This window comes from Burkholderia stagnalis (genome assembly GCF_039848545.1).
Taxonomy (GTDB): Bacteria; Pseudomonadota; Gammaproteobacteria; order Burkholderiales; family Burkholderiaceae; genus Burkholderia; species Burkholderia stagnalis.
The window spans coordinates 713,420-738,014 of record NZ_CP156685.1; the positions used below are offsets into that span (position 1 = coordinate 713,420).

The window sequence follows — 24,595 nt, forward strand, 5'->3', positions numbered from 1 at the left end:
GGATAGAAGCGATGCGGATCTCCAGCGCCCAGTTTTTCCAGCTGAACGTCGCCACGATGAACGACCAGCAGGCGCAGCTCGCGCAGCTTTACCAGAAGCTGTCGAGCGGCGTGAGCCTCACGACGCCCGGGGACGACCCGCTCGGCGCCGCGCAGGCGGTGCAGCTGTCGATGACGTCGGCGACGCTGTCGCAGTACACGACCAACCAGAATGCGGCGCTGGCGTCGCTGCAGGCCGAGGATCAGGCGCTGTCGAGCGTCAACACCGTGCTGACCAACGTCCAGTCGCTGGTGGTGCGCGCGGGCGACGGCTCGCTGTCCGACAGCAACCGCACGGCGCTCGCGACGCAGCTGCAGGGCTACCGCGACCAGCTGATGACGCTCGCGAACTCGGACGACGGCGCGGGCAACTACCTGTTCGCCGGCTTCAAGAACGGCAGCAAGCCGTTCGCGAACAACGCGAGCGGCGGCGTGAGCTACGTCGGCGACACCGGCACGCGCGACGTGCAGATCGCCGATTCCCGCAGCCTGTCGCAGGGCGACAACGGCCTGGCCGTGTTCCAGTCGGTGCAGGCGCAAGGCACCCAGTCGGTGCAGGCGGCGGGCGCGGCGAACACGGGCACGGGCACGATCGGCCCGGTCACGACCACGAGCGCGGGGGCCGCGACCAACAACCACCAGTTCACGATCACGTTCGGCGGCACCGCCGCGGCGCCGACCTATACGGTCACCGACAACACGGCCGTTCCGCCGACGACGACGCCCGCGCAGGCATATACGTCCGGCGCGGCGATCGCGCTCGGCAGCGGCCAGACGGTTCCGGTGTCGGGTACGCCCGCGAACGGCGACACCTTCACCGTGACGCCCGCGCCGCAGGCCGGCACCGACGTGTTCGCGTCGCTCGATGCGATGATCGCCGTGCTGAAGACGCCGATCACCGGCAACCCGGTGGCCATGGCCGCGTTCAGCAACGCGATGGCGACCGGCGCGACGAAGCTCAGCAACACGATGAACAACGTCACGACGATCCAGGCGGGCGTCGGCGGCCGCGAGCAGGAAATCAAGGCGGTGCAGGCGGTCACGCAGACCAACTCGCTGCAGGTCGCCAGCAACCTGTCGGACGTGACGAGCACCAACCTGGTCACGACGATCAGCCAGTTCACGCAGTTGCAGAACGCGCTGACCGGCGCGCAGAAGGCGTTCGTCCAGATGCAGAACCTGTCGCTGTTCCAGTACATCAACCCGTGATGCGGCACGCGCCGGCGGCGGCGTAAGCGGGCGCTTACGTCGCGCGGCGGGGCTGCCCGCCGTGCCGGACGCAAAAAAAGACCGTTCGGGCGCAATGCCCGAACGGCCAACGGAGAGTGGAACAGCTGCCCTGATGCAGCAGCACGGGTACTTTATGAAACCTGGCTGCTGCCGTGAATGGGACGAGTCAGATTCTGCGGCGGCAGATCGTTCGCCGGCCGGAATCCTGCCCCGGATTTCATCCTGGATCTCACCCCGGATCTCACCCCGGATCTCACCCCGGATCTCACCCCCGGGATCTCACCCCCGGATCTCACCCCCGGATCTCACCCCCGGATTTCACCCCCGGATTTCACCCCCGAATTTCACCCCCGAATTTCACCCCGCATCCCGCCCGACCGGACCGGGCCCGCTGCGTTCCGAATCGCTGCCGCCCGCGCCGGCGCGCCGCTTGCCAGCGCCATTCCCGCTCCTTAAACTTCGCGCCAGATTCCAGACCCGGCGCATCCCTCGCAGCCGGGCGACCGACAAGACAGGAGCGTGTCCCGATGTCCGATTCCTATTTCCCGCGCTGGCGGGTGCAACCGACCGGCGCGGCCGCGCGCGTCGTCGGCCCCGACGAGCGCCTGTCGTGGCCGCAGATGATCGCGATGGGCGTGCAGCACGTCGTCGCGATGTTCGGCTCGACCGTGCTCGCGCCGCTGCTGATGGGCTTCGACCCGAACCTGTGCATCTTCATGTCCGGCGTCGGCACGCTGCTGTTCTTCGCGCTGGTCGGCGGCCGGGTGCCGAGCTATCTCGGCTCGAGCTTCGCGTTCATCGGCCTCGTGATCGCGGTGACCGGCTATGCCGGCAGCGGCCCGAACCCGAACATCCCGGTCGCGCTCGGCGGCATCATCGCGTGCGGTGTCGTGTACGTTGCGCTCGGCGCGATCGTGTCGGCGGTCGGCACGCGCTGGATCGAGGCGCTGATGCCGCCCGTCGTCACGGGCGCGATCGTCGCCGTGATCGGGCTCAACCTCGCGCCGATCGCGGTCAAGGGCGTGTCCGCGTCCACCTTCGATTCGGCGATGGCGCTCGTCACCGTGCTGTCGGTCGGCGGCGTCGCGGTGTTCGCGCGCGGGATGATGCAGCGCCTCTTGATCCTCGTCGGGCTCGTGATCGCGTACGCGATCTACGCGGTCGCGACCAACGGGATGGGCCTCGGCAAGCCGATCGACTTCGCGATCGTCGCGCACGCCGCATGGTTCGGCATCCCGGCGTTCCACGCGCCGGTGTTCGATCCGCACGCGATGCTGATGCTTGCGCCGGTCGCGGTGATCCTCGTTGCCGAGAACCTCGGCCACATCAAGGCCGTCAGCGCGATGACCGGCCAGAACCTCGACCGCTACGTCGGCCGCGCGTTCATCGGCGACGGGCTTGCGACCATCGTGTCGGGCAGCGTCGGCGGCACCGGCGTCACGACCTATGCGGAAAACATCGGCGTGATGGCCGTCACGCGGATCTATTCGACGCTCGTGTTCGTGGTGGCCGCGCTGATCGCGATCCTGCTCGGCTTCTCGCCGAAGTTCGGCGCGGTGATCCAGACGATTCCGGGCCCGGTGCTCGGCGGCGTGTCGATCGTCGTGTTCGGGCTGATCGCGGTGACGGGCGCGCGGATCTGGGTCGTCAACAAGGTCGACTTCTCCGACAACCGCAACCTGATCGTCGCGGCCGTCACGCTCGTGCTCGGCGCGGGCGACTTCTCGCTGAAGTTCGGCGGCTTCGCGCTCGGCGGGATCGGCACCGCGACGTTCGGCGCGATCATCCTGTACGCGCTGCTGCGCAAGGAAAAGGAACCGGGCCCGGTGGTCTGACGCCCGGCGCGGGCGGCGGGCGGCATGCCGCCGCCTGCCGGCTCGCGACCCGGCTCGAAGCCCACCTCGAAGCCCGGCTCGAAGCCCACCTCGAAGCCCGGCTCGAAGCCCACCTCGAAGCCCGGCTCGAAGCCCGGCTCGAAGCCGTCTCGAAGCCCACCTCGAAGCCCGGCTCGAAGCCCACCTCGAAGCCCAGCTCGAAGCCGTCTCGAAGCCCACCTCGAAGCCCGGCTCGAAGCCCACCTCGAAGCCCGGCTCGAAGCCCGGCTCGAAGCCCGGCTCGAAGCCGTCTCGAAGCCCACCTCGAAGCCCGGCTCGAAGCCCACCTCGAAGCCCACCTCGAAGCCCGCCTCGAAGCCTGCCTTGAAGCCCGTCTCGAAGCCTCCCTCGAAGCTCGCCTCGCAACCCACCTCGAAGCCCACCCCGCCACCCGTCACCCGCCGGCGCTCGCCTGCGCCTCCAGCCACGCGCAGAACTGCGCGACGAGCGGCTCGTCCGCGTGCTCGCGCGGCGTGATCCACCAGTAGCTGCGGGTCGCGATGCGCGGCCCCGGCAGCGGCATCACGAGCCGGCCGCTCGCGAGTTCGTCGTCGATCAGCGGCAGCGGGCCGAGCGCGACGCCGAGCCCGTCGACCGCCGCCTGCAGCGCCAGGTAGAAGTGGTCGAACGACTGGCGCTTGCGCCCCTTCGGCGCCACGCCGGCGGCCGCGAACCAGTCGCGCCAGCCTTCCGGGCGCGTATCCGAATGCAGCAGCACGTGCCGCGACAGGTCGTCGGCGCGCGCGATCGGCGCGCGCTTGAGCAGCGCGGGGCTGCAGACGGGGATCACGCTTTCGTCGAGGAAGCGGCCGCTCGCGCAGTTCGGCCAGTGCCCGGGGCCGCGGCGGATCGCGACGTCGAAGCCGTCGAGGGTGTCGAGCGGCGCGTTCGACGTCGACAGCTTCAGCTCCACGTTCGGCACGTCGCGCTGGAAGCGCGACAGGCGCGGCAGCAGCCATTTCATCGCGAAGGTCGGCAGCGCGTTGATGCGCAGCACGCGCGCGGTGCCGGTGCGGCGCAGGCGCTCGGTGGCGAGCGCGATGCTGTCGAACGCGGCGCGCACCGTGTCCAGATACTGGCGGCCGTCGTCGGTGAGCTTCACGCGCTTGCCGATCCGGTGGAACACCGGCCTGCCGAGCCACGCCTCGAACCCGGCGATCTGCCGGCTGATGGCACCATGAGTCACATGCAGCTCGTCGCCGGCGGCGCTGAAGCTTTCGTGTCGTGCCGCGGCTTCAAAGGCCCGAAGCGCGGAAAAGGGCGGGAGATCGCGTGCCATGCTTGTGATTCTAGATCACAAGGGAACGCCGATAAAATCGTTTTGACCGCGGCCCGGACGGCGGTAACCTCGGCTTACCGTTTGACGAGGACTCCCATGCAATCCGTCTCCCCGCCGCCTGCCGGCGCGCCGCGCAGCATCGGCCTGGCCGAGCTGTTCACCGGCTTCCTGTCCCTTGGCCTCATGTCGTTCGGCGGCGCGCTGCCGTTCGCGCGGCGCACGATCGTCGAGGAGCGCAAGTGGCTCTCCGCCGACGAATTCACCGATCTGCTCGGCCTGTGCCAGTTCCTGCCCGGCGGCAACGTGATCAACCTGTCGGTCGCGGTCGGCATGCGCTTTCGCGGCGTGCCGGGCGCGCTGGCCGGCATTCTCGGGCTGATCGCGGGGCCGACGCTCGTCGTCGTCGCGCTCGGCGTGCTGTACGCGAAGACCCAGCACGAGCCGGCCGTGCGGCACCTGTTCGCCGGGCTGTCGGCCGCCGCGGCCGGGCTGCTCGCCGCGATGGCGGTGAAGGTCGCGAAGCCGCTGCGGCACGCGCGCGCGGCCGCGGGCATCGCGGCGCTGGCGTTCGTCGCGATCGCCGTGCTGCGCATTCCGCTGCTCACCACGATGCTCGTGCTGACGCCGTTCAGCATCTGGCTCGCCGCGCGGCGCGGCCCCGGGCCGGTCGTGCCGGCGGGGCCGGCGTCGCCTTCGGCCGACTCGCGCAACGCGGACGAGGGAGGCGCGCGATGAACGATACGCTGCTCGCGCTCGCGACCATCTTCGCCCAGCTGTCGCTGCTCGCGTTCGGCGGCGGCAATACGATCCTGCCGGAGATGCAGCGGCAGGTGGTCGACGTGCATCACTGGATGAGCGCGTCGGAGTTCACCGCGCTGTTCGCGCTGGCGCAGGCCGCGCCCGGGCCGAACATGATGATCGTGTCGCTGGTCGGCTGGCACGTGGCCGGCTGGTCGGGCCTGCTGGTCGCGACGCTCGCGAAGTTCGGGCCGTCGTCGGTCGTCACCGTGCTCGCGCTGCACGCGTGGGAGCGCTTCCGGAACCGGCCGTGGCGCCGCTACGTGCAGCAGGGGCTGATGCCCGTCACCGCGGGCCTCGTCGCGGCGAGCGCGGTGCTGATCGCCGAGGCGTCGAATCACCTGGCGATCCAGTGGGGCATCACCGCCGCGTGCGCGGTGCTCGCGTATCGCACGCGCATCCATCCGCTGTGGCTGCTCGCGGGCGGCGCGCTGGTCGGGCTGGCGGGCGTCGGGCAGTGAGCGCGCGGCACGGCGGTGTCGCGCGGGGAGCACTTCGCGCGTGTCGTTCGATGGCGCGTTGAGGCACGGCGGCGCGGTGCGGCGGAACGCGCCGGTATACTGCCGGGTTTCAATCAGCAGGGCCCAGCATCATGTCGACGATTCCCGCCTGTCCGCAATGCGCGATGGAAAACACCTACCCCGACGGCGAGCACTATGTTTGCGCCGACTGCGGGCACGAATGGTCGAGCGCCGCCGCGGCGCCCGCCGATGACGACGCCGCGCGCGTCGTGCGCGACGCGAACGGCAACGTGCTCGCCGACGGCGATTCGGTCGTGCTGATCAAGGACCTGAAGCTGAAGGGCTCGTCGATCACGCTGAAGATGGGCACCAAGGTGAAGAGCATCCGCCTTGTCGGCGGCGATCACGAAGTCGACTGCAAGGTCGACGGGATGAGCGTGATGCTGAAGGCCTGCTACCTGAAGAAGAACTGAGCATCGCCGCCGCACACCCCATCACGGGAGGATCGATGGATCTCGACGGCGCCAGCCGCAATCTCACGGTCGCCGCGCTGCTCACGCTGTCCGGCGGCTATCTCGATGCGTACACCTACGTCGGCCACGGCCACGTGTTCGCGAACACGATGACGGGCAACGTCGCGCTGCTCGGCATCAACCTGTCGGCCGGCGAGTGGGCTGCTGCGCTGCATCATGTGCCGCCGCTGGCCGGCTTCACGATCGCGGTGTTCGTCGCGCACCTGCTCGGCCTCGCCGCGCAGCGCGGCTGGATGCGGCATACCGCGTTCGCGAGCCTGATCGTCGAGATCGCGTTCCTCGGCATCGCCGCGAGCGGCCTCGTCGGCGCGTCGAGCGCGTGGCTGATTCCCGGCATCTCGTTCGTCGCGACGCTGCAGACGCTGTCGTTCACGCATCTCGAAGAGCTGTCCTATACGTCGGTAATGACGACCGGCAACCTGCGGCGCGCCGCGCAGAAGCTGTTCGTCGGGCTGATTCCGCGCTATGACGCCGGCGCGCTGCACGATTCGGCGCTGCTCGCGACGATCAGCTTCTGCTTTCTCGCGGGCGCGGTGGCGGGCGGGTTCGTCACGCGGATCATGCCGGATGTTGCGCTGTGGGGCGCGGTGCTGCTGCTTGCGGGCGCGTTCGGCGAAATCGTGCGGCGGGCGTGGCGGCGCGCGGGGGCGGAAGCGGGAGCGGGCGAAGCCGGCTGACGGCTAAGCGCGGGCGGTTCCATGCTGCGGCGCGATCCACTGCCGGCGTGGAACGGATCCCCGTCGGTCAGATCGCCGCGTCGTCGGCTTGCCGTCGCGCTCACGATCTCGCCGCGCGTCTGCTGCGCCGCACCAACCGCATCTCCTCTTACCCCTCGTCGATCTCCCTCGGCCCGCCCGCATCGCGCCAGTTTCCTGCGGAATGGCCCGCCCGTCGCGCAAGCCGGGCGTTGTGTGCTGACGACAATCGCGCGTTTGCAGCGCATTTCAATTTCTTTCGAGATTCGTAGTCGTCTTATGATTCTGGCCACGTCGCGTGCGCCAAGAGTGCGCGCGACCGTCACCCGGCTGCGCGCGCAGCCGGCCATGTACGGAGACATCAACAAATTTGGGATCGCTCATGAAGCAGACCACCAGACTCGCAGCAATCGCAGGGGGCGCCATCCTGGCATTCGCCAGCCAATACGCGGCAGCACAAAGCTCCGTCACGCTCTGGGGCGTGGCCGACGTCAGCGTCCGCTACCTGACCAACGCGAACGCCAACAACGACGGCCTGCTGGCGATGTCGAACGGCGCGATCACCAACAGCCGCTTCGGCATCTACGGCACGGAAGACCTCGGCAGCGGGCTGAAGGCGCTGTTCAAGCTCGAGAGCGGCGTGAACCTGCAGAACGGCGCATTCGCGGACAGCCACCGCATGTTCAACCGCGCTGCGTACGTCGGGCTGTCGAGCCCGTACGGCACCGTGACCCTCGGCCGCCAGAAGACGCCGCTGTTCGACCTGCTGTCGGACACCTACGATCCGCTGACCGTCGGTAACTACCTCGAGAACGCGTGGCTGCCGGTGGCGCTCGGCGGCGGGCTGTACGCGGACAACCAGATCAAGTACACGGGCACGTTCAATGGCCTGACCGCAACCGCGATGTACTCGACGGGCATCAACTACACGGATGCCACGTCGACCGGTTTCTCCGGCCAGATCCCCGGCTCGCTCGGCAAGGGCAATGGCTGGGGCTTCTCGCTGTCGTACGTGATGGGCCCGCTGAGCATCGCGGCCGGCGCGCAGCAGAACAGCAACAACTCGGCGAAAAAGCAGACGATCTATCACGCGAACGTCGTCTACGCGTTCAGCAAGGTGAAGGTCTACGCGGGCTACCTGCGTTCGAAAGACGATACGGGCTTCGTCGACGGCCTGCTCGCGCAGCAGAAGATCACGGTCGCGCAGGGCACCGGCCGTATCGACGACGGTCCGTTCGCCGGCGTGAGCTGGCAGGTGAGCGCGCCGCTGACGCTGACGGGCGCGTTCTACTACGACCACATGCGCAATGCGATGACCGCGAACGGCACGCTCGCGAGCGGCAACCGCTATGCGATCGTCGGCATCGCCGAGTACGCACTGAGCAAGCGCACGGAAGTCTACGGCACCGTCGACTTCAACAAGACGAACGGCGCGGCCAACGTCCAGCTGCCGGGCCGCAGCAACCAGACGGGTATCGCGATCGGTCTGCGCAATATCTTCTGACGAACCGTCCGCGCCGGTGCGAAGCCCGGCGCGCGACGAGCGCGACGAGGCTCCTGCGGGAGCCTCTTTTTGTTTGTGCACGCGGCGTCATAAGCGTGCGCGACTATACAGCGCGCGCTACATAGCGCGACGCGCAGCACGTAAGCCGTTCGTCGGCATTCCCGAACATAGTTTCACAGTACGCGCGAACCCGTTCCGCTAATCTGCGTGGGTTGCCCGACACGCGCGATGCGCGCGACCGGGCTGGTCCGTAAATTGTGTATCCGGTGATGACAAGCGCTGTCCGCCGGTTTTTCTTCGTGGGACGATGTGCCTCACGATTCACGTTGAAAGGGGATGACGATGGGTATCCTGAACACCGTTGGCGAAATCGCGGGCGCCGTCGCGGCCGTCGAGGCAGCCGAGAAAGTCGATCCGGATGCGGGCCTGCTGACGAAGGCGGCTGCGGCCGTCGCGGGCTTCAAGGGCGCGGAAGCGCTCGAAAACATGCTCGAGAAGAAGGAAGAGAAGCCCGAGGAAGCGGCGGACGATACGCAGGCCAGCGACGGCGACACGTCGCAGGCATGAGCATGGCGGCCGGCCGCGCCACGCCTGCGCATGCCGCGCAGGCGAGCGGGCCGGCGCCGCGCAGCCGGCATGCCGGGCATGCGGTCGATCGGTGACGCATGGCTCACCCGGCAGCGGGTTTGACAGGCGAGAGACAATGTCTCTCGCCGTTTTTTTTGCGCGCGCGCCGCGCGCCGCAAGGAAACCGGAATCTTGCTATCGTGCCGTCATCCGAACTGCGATGAGGGTATGCGATGGAATTCGACTACGACCTGTTCGTCATCGGCGCCGGCTCGGGCGGCGTCCGGCTCGCCCGGGTGTCGGCGTCATATGGCGCGCGCGTGGGCATTGCGGAGGAAGAGCAGATCGGCGGCACCTGCGTGCTGCGCGGCTGCATTCCGAAGAAACTGCTCGTCTACGCGTCGCATTACCCGCACGAGGTGGAGGACGCGCGCGGCTTCGGGTGGACCTTCGGCGCGGGCGCGCTCGACTGGCCGGCGCTGATCGACGCGAAGGATCGCGAGATCAACCGGCTGAGCGGCATCTACGTGAACCTGCTGCGCCAGTCGGGCGTCGAGATGCACGCCGGGCGCGCGACGCTCGTCGATGCGCATACCGTCGCGGTGGGCGAGCGCCGCATCCGCGCGCGCCACATCGCGATCGCGACCGGCTCGCGCCCGTCGCTGCCGCCGCTGCCCGGCATCGAGCATGCGATCACGTCGCGCGAGGCGCTGTCGCTCGCCGCGCTGCCCGCGCGTGTCGCGGTGGTCGGCGGCGGCTATATCGCGGTCGAGTTCGCGGGCATCTTCAACGGGCTCGGCAGCCACACCGAGCTGTTCTATCGCGGCGAGCGGATCCTGCGCGGGTTCGACGACGACGTCCGGCAGTTCCTGTCCGACGAAATGACGAAGCAGGGCGTGACGATCCACACGGGCGCCGCGCTCGACGCGATCGAGCGCGCCGCCGACGGCACGTTGACGCTGCGCGCCGGCGATGCGCGGCACGGGCCGTTCGATGCGGTGCTCTATGCCACCGGCCGCGTGCCGAACGTCGAGGGCCTCGGGCTCGACGCGGCCGGCGTCGCGCTCGATGTGCGCGGCGCGATCGCGGTCGATGCGTATTCGGCGACATCGGTCGCGTCGATCCACGCGATCGGCGACGTGACGTCGAGGCCGCAGCTCACGCCGGTCGCCACGCGCGACGGCGGCCTGCTCGCGATGACGCTGTTCGGCGGACGGCGCGCGGCGGCCGAACACGAATGGGTGCCGTCGGCGGTGTTCAGCCAGCCGGAAGTCGCGACGGTCGGCCTCACCGAAGCGCGGGCGCGTGACGTGCACGGCGCGGTCGACATCTACCGCACGTCGTTCAAGGCGCTGCGCCACACGCTGTCCGGCCGCGACGAGCGCACGCTGATGAAGCTCGTCGTCGCGCGCGACAGCCAGCGGGTGGTGGGCGCGCACATGGTCGGGCGCGACGCGGGCGAAATCATCCAGGGCATCGCGATCGCGATACGCGCGGGGGCGACCAAGGCGCAGTTCGACGACACGATCGGCATTCATCCGACCGCGGCCGAGGAGTTCGTCACGATGCGGCAGAAGGCGGCGGACTGACCGGGCCGGAGATCGCGCGCCGCGCGCCCTACAGAATGCGAGCCGCGTGCCGTTATCACGATATGCAAGGTTCCGAACGGCGGCATTCAGGCTGTGCGTTTGCGAATGCCTGATATTCCCGAACGGCGGCAGGGTCCAACCGCGTCGTTCGGGTTCGCGGATCGCCGTGACGCCCGCTTTCCCGCTTCCCGCGGGGCGTCGCGCGCAACCGCGATGATGTGCGGATGCGGGATGCCGTGCGCCGGTCGAGTCACGACAAGGCGTGTTCGGCAACGCGTTTGCTATCATCGCGCCAAACCAGAAACGGGGCCGACCATGCGCGATCAACAGCGCAGCAATCAGAACAATCGGGTAACCACGCCGCGCGCGAATCGTGACGATTTCGCCGCCTGCCCGCCATTCGCCGTGGCTCGCTCGTCACGCGCGCATCCGCTTTTATTTTCCTGACAGCATCCAAGGCGACGCCTGCCGCGTTGCGTGATCGCGTCGCGTCCAGCGACGCATCGGCGCGCGCGTGCGCGCCGCCGCCTTGAAGTCACGCTCGTGCGCGCGCCGGCGCGCCCGCCACGGGCATTCTTTCCACGCAAGGAGATCAGCAGTGAACATCCAGACTCGACGCCATGTCCTCGTCGCCGCGGCCGTCGTCGCGGCGCTGTCGGGTTGCGCGACCGAATCGTCGCGCACGCTCGACGTGCCCGCCGTCAGCAGCGCGCAGAAGCCGTATGCGGGCAAACCGGTCGCGATCGCGGTCGGCAAGTTCGACAACCGCTCGAGCTACATGCGCGGCATCTTCTCGGACGGCATCGACCGACTCGGCGGCCAGGCGAAGACGATCCTCGTCACGCGCCTGCAGCAGAGCCGCCGCTTCAACGTGCTCGACCGCGAGAACCTCGACGAGATCAAGCAGGAAGCCGGCTTCATGAAGAAGGCGCAGGCGGTGAAGGGCGCGAACTACGTGGTGACGGGCGACGTGACCGAGTTCGGCCGCAAGGAAGTCGGCGATCACCAGCTGTTCGGCATCCTCGGCAGCGGCAAGACGCAGGTCGCGTACGCGAAGGTCAACCTGAACATCGTCGACACGACCACGTCGGAAGTGATCGCATCGAGCCAGGGCGCGGGCGAATTCAGCCTGTCCAACCGCGAGATCATCGGCTTCGGCGGCACCGCGAGCTACGACTCGACGCTGAACGGCAAGGTGCTCGACCTCGCGATCCAGGAGGCCGTCAACCATCTCGTCGACCAGGTCGACACCGGCGCGCTGAAGCCGGCGAAGTAAGCATCGCGCATCACCGCACGACCGATTCACCACATCAATTAAAAGAGAAATGACCATGAAACGGGGTACCTGGCTGCCGGCGACGGCCGCCGCATTGCTGCTCGCGGGCTGCGCGGCGCCGCCCACGCCGCCGCTCTACCAATGGAACGGCTACCAGCCGCAGGTGTACGAGTATTTCAAGGGCAAGACCTCGCCGCAGGAGCAGATCGACGCGCTCGAAAAGGCGCTGCAACAGATTCGGGCGAAGGGCAACACGCCGCCGCCGGGCTTCCATGCGCATCTCGGCATGCTGTATGCGAGCATCGGCAGCGAGCAGCAGGCCGAACAGGAGCTGCAGGCGGAGAAGCAGCTGTTTCCGGAATCGTCGCCGTTCATGGATTTCCTGATGAAGAAGAAATCCGCGCAGCCGAAGCCGGTCGAGCAGAAAACGGCCGAGCAGAAGAACGTCGACCAGAAAACCGCCAAACAGTGACGCGCCCACTATGTTCAAGACCCTTTCATTCAAGCTGATGTCCGTGCTGTCGATCGTCGCGCTGCTGAGCGCGTGCGCGCAGCCGGTGAAGCGGGCCGACTACACGGCCTTCAAGAACAGCAAGCCGCGCTCGATCCTCGTGCTGCCGCCGCTCAACGAGACGTCGGACGTATCGGCGAGCTACGGGATGCTGTCGCAGATGACGCTGCCGATCGCGGAATCCGGCTATTACGTGGTGCCGGTCGCGGTGATGGACGAGACCTTCAAGCAGAACGGCCTCACCAACGCCGCCGACATCCAGAACACGTCGCCCGCGAAGCTGCGCGAGATCTTCGGCGCGGACGCCGCGCTGTACACGAAGGTCACGCAGTACGGCACCGTCTACCGGATCCTCGCGAGCGCGACCGTGGTGTCGGCCTCGACGAAGCTCGTCGACCTGCGCACCGGCGACGTGCTGTGGCAGGGCGCCGCGAGCGCGAGCAGCGAGGAGGGCAACAACAGCGGCGGCGGCGGCCTGATCGGCATGCTCGTGGTGGCCGCGGTCAAGCAGATCGCGAACTCGCTGATGGACCAGAGCCACGACATCGCCGCGCGCACGAGCGGCCGGCTGCTGACGGCAGGGCCGCCGAACGGCCTGCTGTACGGCCCGCGCTCGACGAAGTACGGCACGGACTGACGTGCATCGGCCGCGCATGCGCCGCCTGCCGCGGCGCGTGCGCGGCAAATCGGGCGATGCCTGCCTGGCGGCGTCGCTTCAATGCACGCCGAACGCATCCAGCAGCCGATACCAGCTCATCGCGAGCACGAGCGCCGGCGTGCGCAGCAGCGCGCCGCCCGGGAAATCGCGGTGCCGCACCTGGCCGAACAGGTCGAAGCGGCCCGCCTGCCCGTCGATCGCCTCGGCGATCAGCTTGCCCGCGAGCGCGGTCGTGTTCACGCCGTGCCCCGAAAACCCCTGCGCGAAATACAGCGTCGGCGCGATGCGCCCGAAATGCGGCGCGCGGTTCATCGTGATGTCGACGAAGCCGCCCCACGCGTAATCCACCTTCACGTCCGCGAGCTGCGGAAACGTCTTCAGCATGTCGTTGCGCATCGCCTGCGCGAGATTGCGCGGCGGCAGCGTCGAATAGCTGACCTTGCCGCCCCACACGAGCCGCGTGTCCGGCGCCGGGCGGAAATAGTCGAGCACGAAGCGGCTGTCGCACACGGCCGCGCGCGCGGGCATCAGCGCGGCGGCGCGCGCTTCGCCGAGCGGCTCGGTCGCGATCACGTAGGTGCCGACCGGCATGATCTTCCTCGACAGCGCGGGCGCGAGCGTGCCGACATACGTGTTGCACGCGAGCACGACGAAGCGCGCCCGCACGTGGCCCTGTGCCGTCTCGACCAGGTGACCGGCCGGAATGTCGCGCACGCGCGTCACGCAGCTGTCCTCGTGGATGCGCACGCCGGCTTCGGCCGCCGCGCGCGCGAGGCCGAGCGTGTAGTTGAGCGCGTGCAGGTGGCCGCTGTCGGGGTCGTACAGGCCGCCCCGATAGCGCGACGACTGCACGTAGTGGCCGAGCTCGCCGGCTTCGACGAAGCGCAGGCGGTCGTAGCCGAAGCGCTTCGCGAGGTCGTCGCGCCCGCGCTTGAGCGCATCGGCGTCGCGCGCGGTGTTCGCGGCAGTCAGGTAGCCGGGCACCAGCGCGCAATCGATGTCGTGCTTCGCGATACGCGACTTCACGAGCGACAGCGATTCCTGCCCCATCTCCCAGATGCGCTTCACGTCGGCGTCGGGCAGGTAGCGCGCGAAGGTGTCGATGTCGCACGCATAGCCGCCGATCAGCTGGCCGCCGTTGCGGCCGCTCGCGGCCCAGCCGACCCGCGACGCTTCGAGCAGGGTGACCGAATGGCCGCGCTCGGCGAGATTGAGTGCGGCCGACAGGCCGGTCAGGCCCGCGCCGATCACGCACACGTCGGCGTCGGCCGCGCCGGCGAGCGGCGCATGGCGGGTCGTATCGTTGACGGTGGCCGCGTAGTACGACGCGGCGTGCGGCTGGTTCGCGAATGTCTGCATGGTCAGGAACACGAATGAAAGGGTTCAGAACAGCTCGCGCACCCGGTGATACAGCATGCCGAGTTCGAGCGCGGGCCGGCGCCATGCGTCGCCGCCGGGAAAGCGGCGGTGGCGCAGGCGCGCGAACAGGTCGAACGCGCGCGTGTCGCCCGCGATCGCGCCGGCGATCGCACGGCCGGCGATGCCGGTGAGCGCGACGCCGTGCCCGCTGAAGCCCTGGACGTAGAAGAAGTTGGGGTCGATCGCGCCGAAATCCGGCGCGCGGTTGCGGGTGACGTCGACGAAGCCGCCCCACGCGTAATCGACGCGCACGTCGCCGAGCTGCGGGAACACGCCGGCCATGCGCCGCCGCATCGTCTCGGCGAGCGCGGCCGGCGACGCGCCCGCGGAATCCGCGCGGCCGCCGAACAGCATCCGGTGATCGGCGGACAGCCGGAAGTAGTCGAGGAAGACGTTGTTGTCGCACACCGCCTCGCGCCGCGCGATCAGCGCATCGGCGCGCGCCTGGCCGAGCGGCTCGGTCGCGATGATGGTCGACGCGACCGGCGCGATGCGCGCGGCGGTCGCGGCCGGCAGCACGCCGCCGGGCCCCGCGTTGCAGCACGACACGACGAAGCGGCAGCGGATCTCGCCGGCCGGCGTGCGCACGACGGGCCGTGCGCCGCGCGCGACGTCGAGCGCGGGCGTGTGCGCGAACAGCGCCACGCCTTCGCGGCGCGCGGCCTCGGCGAGGCCGAGGCAATACCGCAGCGGATGCAGGTGACCCGACAGCGGGTCGTATACTCCGGCGAGATAGCGGGCCGACGCGATGCGCGAGCGAATCGCGTCGGTGTCGAGCCACGTCAGCGACGGATGGCCCCAGCGCGTCGTGGCGGCCTCCATCCATGCGCGCAGGTCGCCGATGCGGCGCGGCTTCGTCGCGACGGTCAGGTAGCCGCGCGTGAAATCGCAGTCGATCGCATGGCGCGCGATCCGCTCGGCGATCAGCGCGACGCCGTCGAGCGACAACGCCCACGCGGCGCGCGCGCCGTCGGCGCCGAGCTGGCGCTCGATGATTTCATCCTTCGCGAACCCCGTGATCGCCTGGCCGCCGTTGCGGCCCGACGCGCCCCAGCCGGGCCGGTGCGCATCGATCACGGCGACCGACAACCCGCGCGCGCGGCAGTCGAGCGCGGTCGACAGGCCCGCGAAGCCGGCGCCGATCACGCAGACGTCGACGTCGAGCGCGCCGTCGAGCGTCGGGTCGTCGGCCGCGGGGCGCGTGGCGGTCGCTTCGTAGTACGAGTCGCGCGCGAGCGCGTCGGCGCGACGGGTGAAAGACTGGCTCATCAGACCGACTTCCTCCATGCGGCACACGACGCCGCAACAAAATTCAGCAAACGAGCGCGGGACGCCGCGCGCGCCGCACGGCGTCCCGCGCGGCCGGCATCAGAACGAATAGATGAACTGCGTGGCGAGCAGGTCGTTGGACTTGCCGTACGACCCGTCGTTGCGCAGGAACACCCGGTTGTTCGACCAGTCGTGCCGGTATTCGACCTTCACGGTGATCTGCTGGGTCGGATAGAACAGCAGGTCGAGCGCGACGTCCTGACGGATCGCGCCCTTGCACTCGAAGCCGAGGCCGCCGCCGGCCTTCGACGTCGCGAGGCAGTCCGAATCGACGCCGAAGCCGTTGCTCGTATCCATGCCGTTGCCGTTCAGCGCGATGCCGCCGCCGCCGCCGCCGTTCTTGCTGTTCACGAGCGCATCGTAGCGCAGCGTCACGCCCATGCGGCCGACCACCGGCGCGTTGAACTTGCGGTGCGCGAGCAGCGACAGCCCGTACCACTGCGCGAGCCCGCCGTTGAACGCCGCATGCTGCTGGCGGCCGTAGTCGACTTCGGCGTTGTACTGCACGTCCGCGAGCGTGTAGGTCGCGTCGAGCTCGCCGAAGAAGAACGTGCCGGCCGAGCTCGGCGCGGCCCCGCCGACGCCGTAGTGCACGACGCCGTTCGCGTCGGTCGCGCTCGCCAGCGTCTGGCGGCCGATGTTGAACGACCCGCCGATATCGAGCGCGCTCGACCACGTGTAGTCGGCACGCGCGGTGAAGGTCGGCACCTTGTTGCTGGTCGTGATCGGGTCGCCGAGCGCGTTGGTGCCCGTCTGCGTGACCGAACCGTAGGTGCGGTACTGCTCGTTGCCGACGAAGAACTTCCACGCCCAGTTGCCCTTCGTATAGTTCGCGCCGGCGCCGATGTAGCTGCCCGGGTCGGAGAAGTCGTACAGCAGGTTGTGCGTGAGCGTGAGCATCTGGTTCGACTGCTGCACCTCGTAGCCGCCGAAGCTCGGGATCAGGCCGGCGACGAACGTCGTCGACGCGTTGATCGGCACGTTGATGACCGCCGTGTTCAGGATGTTGTTGCCGATGTTGCCGCGCGAGTTCGACAGCAGCGTGATGCCGTTGCCGCGGTTCGGCATCAGCGTGATCTCGGCCGACGGCGCCAGCGGGCCGACGCCGAAGGTCTTCTTGATGTCGAGGTACAGGTCGCCGAACGTGCTGTTGAAGTAGTTGTACACGCTCTCGTGGTTGGCGAACAGGAACGACGACGAACTCGCCGCGCGGTTGTACACGTAGGTCGGATCGATGTAGCCCGTCACCGACAGGCCCGCGATCGGCCCGGTGTTCGCCGCGTCCGACAGCGTGTCGACCTTCAGCTGCTGGTTCGCGATCTGCTGCTTCATCTCCGTCACGTCGTCGTTGGTCAGCAGCGCGGGCGCCTTGCCGTAGTCCGGCGAACCGGGGTCGGCGGCCACGGCCGCGACCGGTTTTACGCCGCCGCCGCCGGCGCCCGCCTGCGCGAGCGGCGCGCCGCCCGGCTTCGCGGCGAGCTGCGCCTGCATCGCCTTCATCTGCTGCTGGAGCGCGGCCACCTGCGCCTGCAGCGCCTTGATCTGGGCGGATGTCGAGTCGGCCAGCGCGATGCCCGGCAACGCGCCGGCCACCAGCAGGCAGATCAGTTTCTTCTTCATTGCGGTTTCTCCTTGTCGTGCGCCTTGTCGATGCGTAATCGTTCCGCGCGCCGCGCGAGGCGGCGCGCAAGGTGTCGTTATCGAATGAATGGTTGAAGGAAGGGGCTCAGGCCGCCGCGAATGCCGCCTTCATGTCGGCCACGCGCCGCCGTTCGCGCGCGATCATCATCTGGTTCACCGCGATCACGCCGATCGTCACGGCGGTGATGAACAGTGTCGCGAGCGCGTTCATCTCCGGGTTCAGGCCGAGCCGCACGCGCGAGAACACCACGAGCGGCAGCGTCGTCGAGCCGGGGCCCGACAGGAACGCCGACAGCACCAGATCGTCGATCGACAGCGTGAACGACAGCAGCCACCCCGACAGCAGCGCCTGCGAGATCAGCGGCAGCGTCACCACGAAGAACACCTTCAGCGGCGTTGCGCCGAGGTCGAGCGCGGCCTCCTCGAGCGACTTGTTCATCTCCTTCACGCGCGACTGCACGATGATCGCGACATACGACACGCACAGCATCACGTGCCCGATCCAGATCGTCACCATCCCGCGCCCCTTCGGCCAGCCGAACATCTGCTCCAGCGCAACGAACAGCAACAACAGCGAGATCCCCTGGATCACCTCCGGAATCACCAGCGGCGCGTTGATCATCCCCGTGTACAGCGTGAAGCCCTTGAAGCGGCCGAAGCGCGCGAGCACGAAGCCCGCCCACGTGCCGATCACGACCGACGCGGTGGCCGTCAGCAGGCCGATCTTCAGCGACAGCCACGCGGCCGTCAGCAGCTCGTCGTCCTGCCACAGCGACGCGTACCACTTCAGCGAGAAGCCCGACCACACGGTGACGAGCTTCGACTCGTTGAACGAATACACGACGAGGCTGATGATCGGGATGTACAGGAACAGGAATCCGAAGGCGAGAACGCCCGTCGACAGCGGTTTGCTCGGCTTGATCATTTCGCGTCTCCCAGTTCCTTGACCTGGTAATACTGGAACAGCGCCATCGGCACGAGCAGCAGCAGCACCATCGCCACCGTCACCGCCGACGCCATCGGCCAGTCCATGTTGTTGAAGAATTCATCCCACATCACGCGGCCGATCATCAGCGTGTCCGCGCCGCCGAGCAGCTCCGGAATCACGTACTCGCCCACCGCCGGGATGAACACCAGCAGGCTGCCCGCGATGATCCCGTTCTTCGACAGCGGCAGCGTGATCCGCGTGAACGCGACCCACGGTTTCGCGCCGAGGTCGTACGCGGCCTCGAGCAGCGTGAGGTCCATCTTCACGAGGTGCGCGTACAGCGGCATCACCATGAATGGCAGGTACGAATAGACCATCCCGATGTAGACGCCCGCATCGCTGTGATAGAGCCGCAGCGGCGTGTGGATGATGCCGAGCGCGATCAGCGCGTGGTTCAGCAGGCCGTCGTCCTTCAGGATGCCGATCCATGCGTAGACGCGGATCAGGAACGACGTCCAGAACGGCAGCATCACGGCCATCATCAGCACGTTGCGCGTGCCGGGCGCCGAGCGCGCGATGTAGTACGCCATCGGGTAGCCGATCAGCAGGCAGAAAAGCGTCGACACGCCGGCCATCTTCAGCGAGCTGAGGTAGGTCGCGACGTACAGGTCGTCCTTCAGCAGGAACGCGTAGTGGCCGAGCTGGACCGCGAAGTGCACGACGCCGTCCTGGATCTGCATCAGCGCCGAATACGGCGGGATGCCCATCACCTGGTCGGCGAAGCTGATCTTCAGCACCAGCACGAACGGCAGCGCGAAGAACAGCGCGAGCCATACGAACGGCACGCCGATCGCGACGCTGCGCCCGGACGGCAGGAAGCGCGACAGCGCGGCGAAGCGGCCGGCGCGCACGGGGGCCGCGGGCGCGGCCGAAGCGCCGGTCGGCACCGGCGCGGACGGAGTGGAAGCGGAGGTTCTCATCGTGTCGGCCTCATTGCGTCAGCACCACGCCGCTTGCCGGCGACCACGACACGAACACGTCGTCGTTGTAGGCGGGCGCGCCGTCGTGCAGCAGGTTCGAGCTGGACAGGTTCGACACCACCGTCTTGCCGCTCGGCAGCCGCACGTGATACAGCGAGTAGCTGCCCATGTACGCGATGTCGGTGACCACGCCACGCGCCCAGTTGTGCTGTGCGTGCGGCTTCTCGCGCGACACGTGGATGCGCTCGGGCCGCACCGAGATGCCGACCGGCATCCCGAGCGGGCCCGTCACGCCGTGGCTCACGTACATGCGCGCCTCGAGGTCGTCGCTCTCGACGAAGATGTGATCGGGCTCGTCCTCGACCACGCGGCCCTCGAACAGGTTGGTCGAGCCGATGAATTCGGCCGAGAAGCGGCTGTTCGGGAATTCGTACACTTCGCCCGGCGAGCCGATCTGCACGATCCGGCCTTCGCTCATCACCGCGAGGCGGCTCGCCATCGTCATCGCCTCTTCCTGGTCGTGCGTGACCATCACGCAGGTCACGTCGACCTTCTCGATGATGTTCACGAGTTCGAGCTGGGTCTTCTGGCGGATCTTCTTGTCGAGCGCGGACATCGGCTCGTCGAGCAGCAGCAGCTTCGGGCGCTTGACGAGCGAGCGCGCGAGCGCGACGCGCTGCTGCTGGCCGCCGGAGAGCTGGTGCGGCTTGCGCTGCGCGTACTTGCTCATCTGCACCAGCGCGAGCGCATCGGCCACGCGTTCCTTGATCTCGTTCTTCGGCGTGCCTTCCTGCTTCAGGCCGAACGCGACGTTCGACTCGACCGTCATGTGCGGGAACAGCGCGTACGACTGGAACATCATGTTCACCGGGCGGCGGTACGGCGGCAGCGACGCGAGATCCTCGCCGTCGACATAGATCCTGCCGGAGGTGGCGGTTTCGAGCCCGGCGAGCATGCGCAGCAAGGTCGACTTGCCGCAGCCCGAGCTGCCGAGCAGCGCGAACAGCTCGTTCTTCGCGATCGTCAGGTTCACGTTGTCGACGGCCGTGCTGTCGCCGAATTTCTTCACGACGTTCTCGATGCGCACGAACGCTTCGTTCTTCGTGCGGGCCGAGGGGGCCGGTTGCGCGTGGCGCGCAGCGGCGGAAGAGGGTATCGATTGCATGGGGTTCACCATTCGTTCATCACGGATTGCAGGCGCGAGCGTCCCCGCGCGAGGCGCAGGCGGCGACTCGCGGCAACGGCTCGGGCCGGGTGGAGCGGGGCGCGCGGGCGCTCAGCCCGCGGCGCGCAAGGGGGTCAGTGGCCGGTCTTCAGCTGCGCCCACAGACGGTTTTCGAGGCGCAGGATGTCGGCCGGCATCGGCTTCATCAGCACCATCTTCTTCAGCACGTCCTCGGGCGGATAGACGGTCGGATCCTGCGCGACGGCCGGCGTCACGAACGGGTGCGCGGCCTTGTTCGCGGTCGGGTAGAACACCGTGTTGGTGATCGCCGCGTTGACCTTCGGATCGGACACGTAGTTGATCCACTTCATCGCGTTCTCGGGGTGCGGCGCATCCTTCGGGATCACCATCACGTCGAACCACAGCAGGCCGCCTTCCTTCGGGTTCGAGAACTTGATGTCGTACGAACGCTTCGCTTCCGCCGAGCGGCGGTGCGCGATGCCGACGTCGCCCGACCAGCCGAGCACGACGCACACGTCGTTGTTCGCGAGGTCGTTGATGTAGCCGGACGAATTGAACTGGGTGATGTACGGGCGGACTTTCTTCAGCACCTCGAAGGCTGCCTGGTAGTCGGCGGGGTTGGTGCTGTTCGGGTTCTTGCCCATGTATTGCAGCGTGGCCGCGAACACGTCGACGGCCTGGTCGAGGAACGACACGCCGCAGCTCTTCAGCTTCTCCATGTTGGCCGGATCGAACACCAGCGCCCAGCTGTCGACGGGCGCCTTGTCGCCGAGCGCCTTCTTCACGGCCTGCGCGTTGTAGCCGATGCCGTCGGTGCCGTACGCCCACGGCACGCCGTACTGGTTGCCGGGGTCCGCGTCGGCGATCATCTTCATCAGCACGGGGTCGAGGTTCGCGAGGTTCGGGATCTTCGACTTGTCGAGCTTCTGGTAGACGCCCGCCTGGATCTGCTTGGCCATGTAGTTCGACGTCGGCACGACGATGTCGTAGCCCGAGCTGCCGGCGAGCAGCTTCGCCTGCAGCGTGTCGTCGCTGTCGTAGTTGTCGTACTTGACGTGGATGTTCGTCTGCTTCTGGAAGTTCGGGATCGTGTCCGGCGCGATGTAGTCGGACCAGTTGTAGACGTTCAGCTCGTCGGCGGCATGCGCCGGCGGGCTGGCGACCGACGTGAACGCGGCCGCGGCGGCGAGGGCGGCGACGGAACAGGCTTGGCGAAGAGTGCGAGCACGCATGGTGGAGTTCCCCTGGTGATGTGGGCCGCGGCGCCGCACCGTGCGCACGCCGCGGCCCGTAGGCGATGCCGTTACGAAAGACCCAGTTGCTGAGCGGTTGCGTCGACGGCCTTTTTCGCCTTCGACACGAGTTCGTCGATTTCCCCGCGCGAGATCACGAGCGGCGGCGACAGCAGCATCCGGTCGCCGGTCGCGCGCATGATCAGGTTGCCGTTGAAGCAGAAGTCGCGGCACAGCGTGCCGACGTCGCCGCCGTTCGCGAAGCGGCGGCGCTCGGCCGGCGCCTCGGCGAGCTGCAGGCTCGCGACGAGGCCGTGGCCGTGCACTTCGCCGACGATCGGATGACGCGCGAAGGTTTCGCGCATCAGCGCCTGGAAGTACGGGCCGGTGTCGGTCTTCACGCGCTCGACGATCCCGCCGTCGCGCAGCAGCTTCAGGTTCGCGACCGCGACGGCCGCCGCGACCGGGTGGCCCGAGTACGTGAGGCCGTGGTTGAATTCGCCGTTGTCGATGATCGGCCGCGCGACGCGCTCGTGAATGCCGACCGCGCCCATCGGCACGTAGCCCGACGTGAGCCCCTTCGCCAGCGTGATGAGGTCGGGTTCGAAGCCGAAGTGCTGGTGTGCGAACCATTCGCCGGTGCGGCCGAAGCCGCCGATCACTTCATCCGCGACGAGCAGGATGTCGTACTTGCGGCAGATCCGCTGGATCTCCGGCCAGTACGTCGACGGCGGAAAGATCACGCCGCCCGCGCCCTGGAACGGCTCGCCGATGAACGCGGCGACGTTCTCCGCGCCGAGCTCGAGGATCTTCGCTTCGAGCTGCTGCGCGCGCGCGAGGCCGAATGCCTCGGGCGTTTCGCCGGCGGCCGCCTCGCCGAAGAAATACGGCTGGTCGATGTGCACGATGTGCTCGACCTTCGACGGCATCTGCTCGTGCATGTAGCCCATGCCGCCGAGCGTGCCGCCCGCGATCGTCGAGCCGTGGTAGCCGTTCCTGCGCGAGATCACGAACTTCTTCTGCGGCTGGCCCTGCACGCGCCAGTACTGGTGCACGACGCGCAGCACGGTGTCGTTGCCTTCCGAGCCGCTGTTGCAATAGAAGAAGTGGTTGAAGCCCGGCGGCGTGACTTCGGCGAGCAGTGCCGAGAGCTCGATCACCGGCGGGTGCGTGGTCTTGAAGAACGTGTTGTAGAACGGCAGTTCCTGCAGCTGGCGGTACGCGGCGTCGGCGAGTTCCTGGCGGCCGTAGCCGACGTTCACGCACCACAGGCCGGCCATCCCGTCGATGATCTTGTTGCCGTCGGAATCCCACAGGTAGACGCCGTCGGACTTCACGATCACGCGGCTGCCCGCGCGGTTGAGCGCGCCCATGTCGGAGAACGGGTGGATGTGGTGCGCGGCGTCGAGCGCGCGGTATTCGGCCGTCGTGCGGGCTTGCGTCGTGCGGGCCGCCGGCGCGGCGGGCTGGATCCAGGCGGATTCGGTGCGGTAGGTCATGTTTCCTCCAGATGGCGGTGGCGCACGCTTATACGTGCAGCAGCAGATGACGGCGTTCCCACGAGCTGATCACGCGGAAGAACGCTTCGTATTCGGTTTCCTTCAGCGCGAAATACGCCTTCAGGAACTTGTGGCCGAGGATCTCGCCGAGCGGCTCGCACGCGGCCATCAGCGTCAGCCCTTCCTCGAGGTTGCGCGGCAGCTGGTACGGCAGGTCGTAGCCGTCGCTGACGAGCGGCTCGGTCGGCTCGAGGCGCTGCGTCATGCCGAGATAGCCGGCCGCGAGCGTCGCGGCGAGCGCGAGGTACGGGTTGCAGTCCACGCCCGGGATGCGGTTCTCGATGCGGCGCGCTGTCGGGCCCGAGTGCGGGATGCGGAAGCCGACCGTGCGGTTGTCGTAGCCCCACTGCACGTTGATCGGCGCGGCCATGAAGCGCGACAGGCGGCGGTACGAGTTGATGTACGGCGCGAAGATCGGCATCAGCGCGGGCGTGTACTTCTGCAGGCCGGCCAGGTAGTTGTAGAACATCGACGTCGCGCCGCCGGTCTCCTTCGACGTGAACAGGTTCTCGCCCGTCTCCTCGTCGACGATGCTCTGGTGCACGTGCATCGCGGAACCGGGTTCGTCTTCCATCGGCTTGGCCATGAAGGTCGCGTACATGTTGTGGCGCAGCGCGGCCTCGCGCACGGTGCGCTTGAACAGGAATACCTGGTCGGCCAGCGACAGTGCGTCGCCGTGCATGAAGTTGATCTCCATCTGCGCGGCGCCGACTTCGTGGATCAGCGTGTCGATGTCGAGGTTCTGCGCTTCGCAGTACTCGTAGATGTCCTCGAACAGCGGATCGAACTCGTTGACGGCCTCGATCGAATACGACTGGCGGCCCGTTTCCGGGCGGCCCGTGCGGCCGACCGGCGGGCGCAGCGGCAGGTCCGGGTCCTTGTTCATGTCGACCAGGTAGAACTCGAGCTCGGGCGCGACCACCGGCTTCCAGCCCTTCGCCTTGTACAGGTCGAGCACGCGGCGCAGCACGTAGCGCGGCGAGATCTCGACCGGCGAGCCGTCGAAATGCACGCAGTCGTGGATCACCTGCGCGGTCGGGTCGACCGCCCACGGGATCAGGCGGATCGTCGACGTGTCGGGCACGCACACCATGTCGGGGTCGGTGACGCCGGTCAGCGAGCCGTCCTCCGGGTATTCGCCGGTGACGGTCTGCACCATCACGGCCTGCGGCAGGCGCATCGATTCGCCGGAGGTGAACTTGTTGCGCGGCGTGATCTTGCCGCGCGCGATGCCGGCCATGTCGGGAATGATCGCCTCGATCTCGGTGATCCGGTGTTGCTTCAGGAAATCTTCGATGTCTTGCATGA

At 68.1% G+C, this 24,595-nt stretch carries 22 protein-coding genes; 12 read left to right on the forward strand and 10 right to left on the reverse strand.

Features of this window, described 5'->3' with window-relative positions:
- Positions 1-11: 11 nt before the first annotated feature.
- Together flgL and ABFO07_RS03410 are read left to right on the forward strand one after the other, a co-directional pair.
- Positions 12-1,247, forward strand: a complete 1,236-nt coding sequence (gene flgL, locus ABFO07_RS03405; protein WP_347468320.1) for a flagellar hook-associated protein FlgL — start codon at positions 12-14, stop codon at positions 1,245-1,247.
- 548 nt (positions 1,248-1,795) lie between these two features.
- Positions 1,796-3,103 carry a solute carrier family 23 protein gene (locus ABFO07_RS03410; RefSeq protein WP_059566368.1) on the forward strand — a complete coding sequence of 436 codons (1,308 nt, stop codon included), beginning with the start codon at positions 1,796-1,798 and terminating at the stop codon, positions 3,101-3,103.
- A gap of 433 nt (positions 3,104-3,536) precedes the next feature.
- Here ABFO07_RS03410 and ABFO07_RS03415 read toward each other — a convergent pair whose 3' ends face one another.
- Entirely contained in the window at positions 3,537-4,421 is an 885-nt protein-coding gene (locus tag ABFO07_RS03415) for a transcriptional regulator GcvA (protein ID WP_059891191.1), read from the reverse strand.
- Positions 4,422-4,517: 96 nt separating this feature from the next.
- Here ABFO07_RS03415 and ABFO07_RS03420 point away from each other — a divergent pair, with 96 nt between their 5' ends.
- From ABFO07_RS03420 to ABFO07_RS03465, 10 genes are all read left to right on the forward strand, one after another.
- Positions 4,518-5,156, forward strand: coding sequence for a chromate transporter (locus tag ABFO07_RS03420; protein ID WP_059566370.1), 639 nt, complete (start codon positions 4,518-4,520; stop codon positions 5,154-5,156).
- On the forward strand, positions 5,153-5,680 hold the full coding sequence (locus ABFO07_RS03425) for a chromate transporter (protein WP_059891192.1): 528 nt from the start codon (positions 5,153-5,155) through the stop codon (positions 5,678-5,680). The genes ABFO07_RS03420 and ABFO07_RS03425 overlap by 4 nt, the downstream gene beginning before the upstream one ends.
- A gap of 131 nt (positions 5,681-5,811) precedes the next feature.
- Positions 5,812-6,153: a zinc ribbon domain-containing protein YjdM gene (locus tag ABFO07_RS03430; protein WP_059566372.1), complete on the forward strand. Its 342-nt coding sequence runs from the start codon at positions 5,812-5,814 to the stop codon at positions 6,151-6,153.
- A 35-nt stretch (positions 6,154-6,188) separates the two neighbouring features.
- Positions 6,189-6,890: a YoaK family protein gene (locus tag ABFO07_RS03435; RefSeq protein WP_059891193.1), complete on the forward strand. Its 702-nt coding sequence runs from the start codon at positions 6,189-6,191 to the stop codon at positions 6,888-6,890.
- A gap of 400 nt (positions 6,891-7,290) precedes the next feature.
- Positions 7,291-8,412, forward strand: coding sequence for a porin (locus tag ABFO07_RS03440; protein WP_059566374.1), 1,122 nt, complete (start codon positions 7,291-7,293; stop codon positions 8,410-8,412).
- 342 nt (positions 8,413-8,754) lie between these two features.
- A complete protein-coding gene (locus tag ABFO07_RS03445) occupies positions 8,755-8,979 on the forward strand; it encodes a hypothetical protein (RefSeq protein ID WP_059566574.1) in 225 nt (74 codons plus the stop codon).
- A gap of 233 nt (positions 8,980-9,212) precedes the next feature.
- Positions 9,213-10,568, forward strand: coding sequence for a glutathione-disulfide reductase (gene gor, locus ABFO07_RS03450; protein ID WP_347468324.1), 1,356 nt, complete (start codon positions 9,213-9,215; stop codon positions 10,566-10,568).
- Between the two features lie 598 nt (positions 10,569-11,166).
- Positions 11,167-11,844, forward strand: a complete 678-nt coding sequence (locus tag ABFO07_RS03455) for a CsgG/HfaB family protein (protein WP_059886494.1) — start codon at positions 11,167-11,169, stop codon at positions 11,842-11,844.
- A gap of 55 nt (positions 11,845-11,899) precedes the next feature.
- A complete protein-coding gene (locus ABFO07_RS03460) occupies positions 11,900-12,316 on the forward strand; it encodes a DUF4810 domain-containing protein (protein WP_059906867.1) in 417 nt (138 codons plus the stop codon).
- A gap of 10 nt (positions 12,317-12,326) precedes the next feature.
- On the forward strand, positions 12,327-12,992 hold the full coding sequence (locus tag ABFO07_RS03465; RefSeq protein WP_059566377.1) for a DUF799 domain-containing protein: 666 nt from the start codon (positions 12,327-12,329) through the stop codon (positions 12,990-12,992).
- A gap of 78 nt (positions 12,993-13,070) precedes the next feature.
- Here the strand turns inward: ABFO07_RS03465 and ABFO07_RS03470 are convergent, their stop codons facing one another.
- From ABFO07_RS03470 to ABFO07_RS03510, 9 genes are all read right to left on the reverse strand, one after another.
- On the reverse strand, positions 13,071-14,372 hold the full coding sequence (locus ABFO07_RS03470; RefSeq protein ID WP_059960053.1) for an NAD(P)/FAD-dependent oxidoreductase: 1,302 nt from the start codon (positions 14,370-14,372) through the stop codon (positions 13,071-13,073).
- A 24-nt stretch (positions 14,373-14,396) separates the two neighbouring features.
- A complete protein-coding gene (locus ABFO07_RS03475) occupies positions 14,397-15,701 on the reverse strand; it encodes an NAD(P)/FAD-dependent oxidoreductase (RefSeq protein WP_060016153.1) in 1,305 nt (434 codons plus the stop codon).
- A gap of 99 nt (positions 15,702-15,800) precedes the next feature.
- On the reverse strand, positions 15,801-17,381 hold the full coding sequence (locus tag ABFO07_RS03480) for a DUF3138 family protein (protein ID WP_060016005.1): 1,581 nt from the start codon (positions 17,379-17,381) through the stop codon (positions 15,801-15,803).
- 106 nt (positions 17,382-17,487) lie between these two features.
- Entirely contained in the window at positions 17,488-18,327 is an 840-nt protein-coding gene (locus ABFO07_RS03485; protein WP_017334496.1) for an ABC transporter permease subunit, read from the reverse strand.
- Positions 18,324-19,310, reverse strand: coding sequence for an ABC transporter permease subunit (locus ABFO07_RS03490; protein WP_059960054.1), 987 nt, complete (start codon positions 19,308-19,310; stop codon positions 18,324-18,326). Before ABFO07_RS03490 ends, ABFO07_RS03485 begins: the two co-directional genes overlap by 4 nt.
- Positions 19,311-19,320: 10 nt before the next feature.
- Complete coding sequence (locus tag ABFO07_RS03495; protein ID WP_059566577.1) at positions 19,321-20,475, reverse strand: ABC transporter ATP-binding protein; 1,155 nt, start codon at positions 20,473-20,475, stop codon at positions 19,321-19,323.
- Between the two features lie 134 nt (positions 20,476-20,609).
- Complete coding sequence (locus ABFO07_RS03500; protein WP_059886481.1) at positions 20,610-21,728, reverse strand: polyamine ABC transporter substrate-binding protein; 1,119 nt, start codon at positions 21,726-21,728, stop codon at positions 20,610-20,612.
- A 71-nt stretch (positions 21,729-21,799) separates the two neighbouring features.
- Positions 21,800-23,227 carry an aspartate aminotransferase family protein gene (locus tag ABFO07_RS03505; protein ID WP_347468329.1) on the reverse strand — a complete coding sequence of 476 codons (1,428 nt, stop codon included), beginning with the start codon at positions 23,225-23,227 and terminating at the stop codon, positions 21,800-21,802.
- 28 nt (positions 23,228-23,255) lie between these two features.
- Entirely contained in the window at positions 23,256-24,593 is a 1,338-nt protein-coding gene (locus ABFO07_RS03510) for a glutamine synthetase family protein (protein WP_059886479.1), read from the reverse strand.
- Between the last annotated feature and the right edge of the window lie 2 nt (positions 24,594-24,595).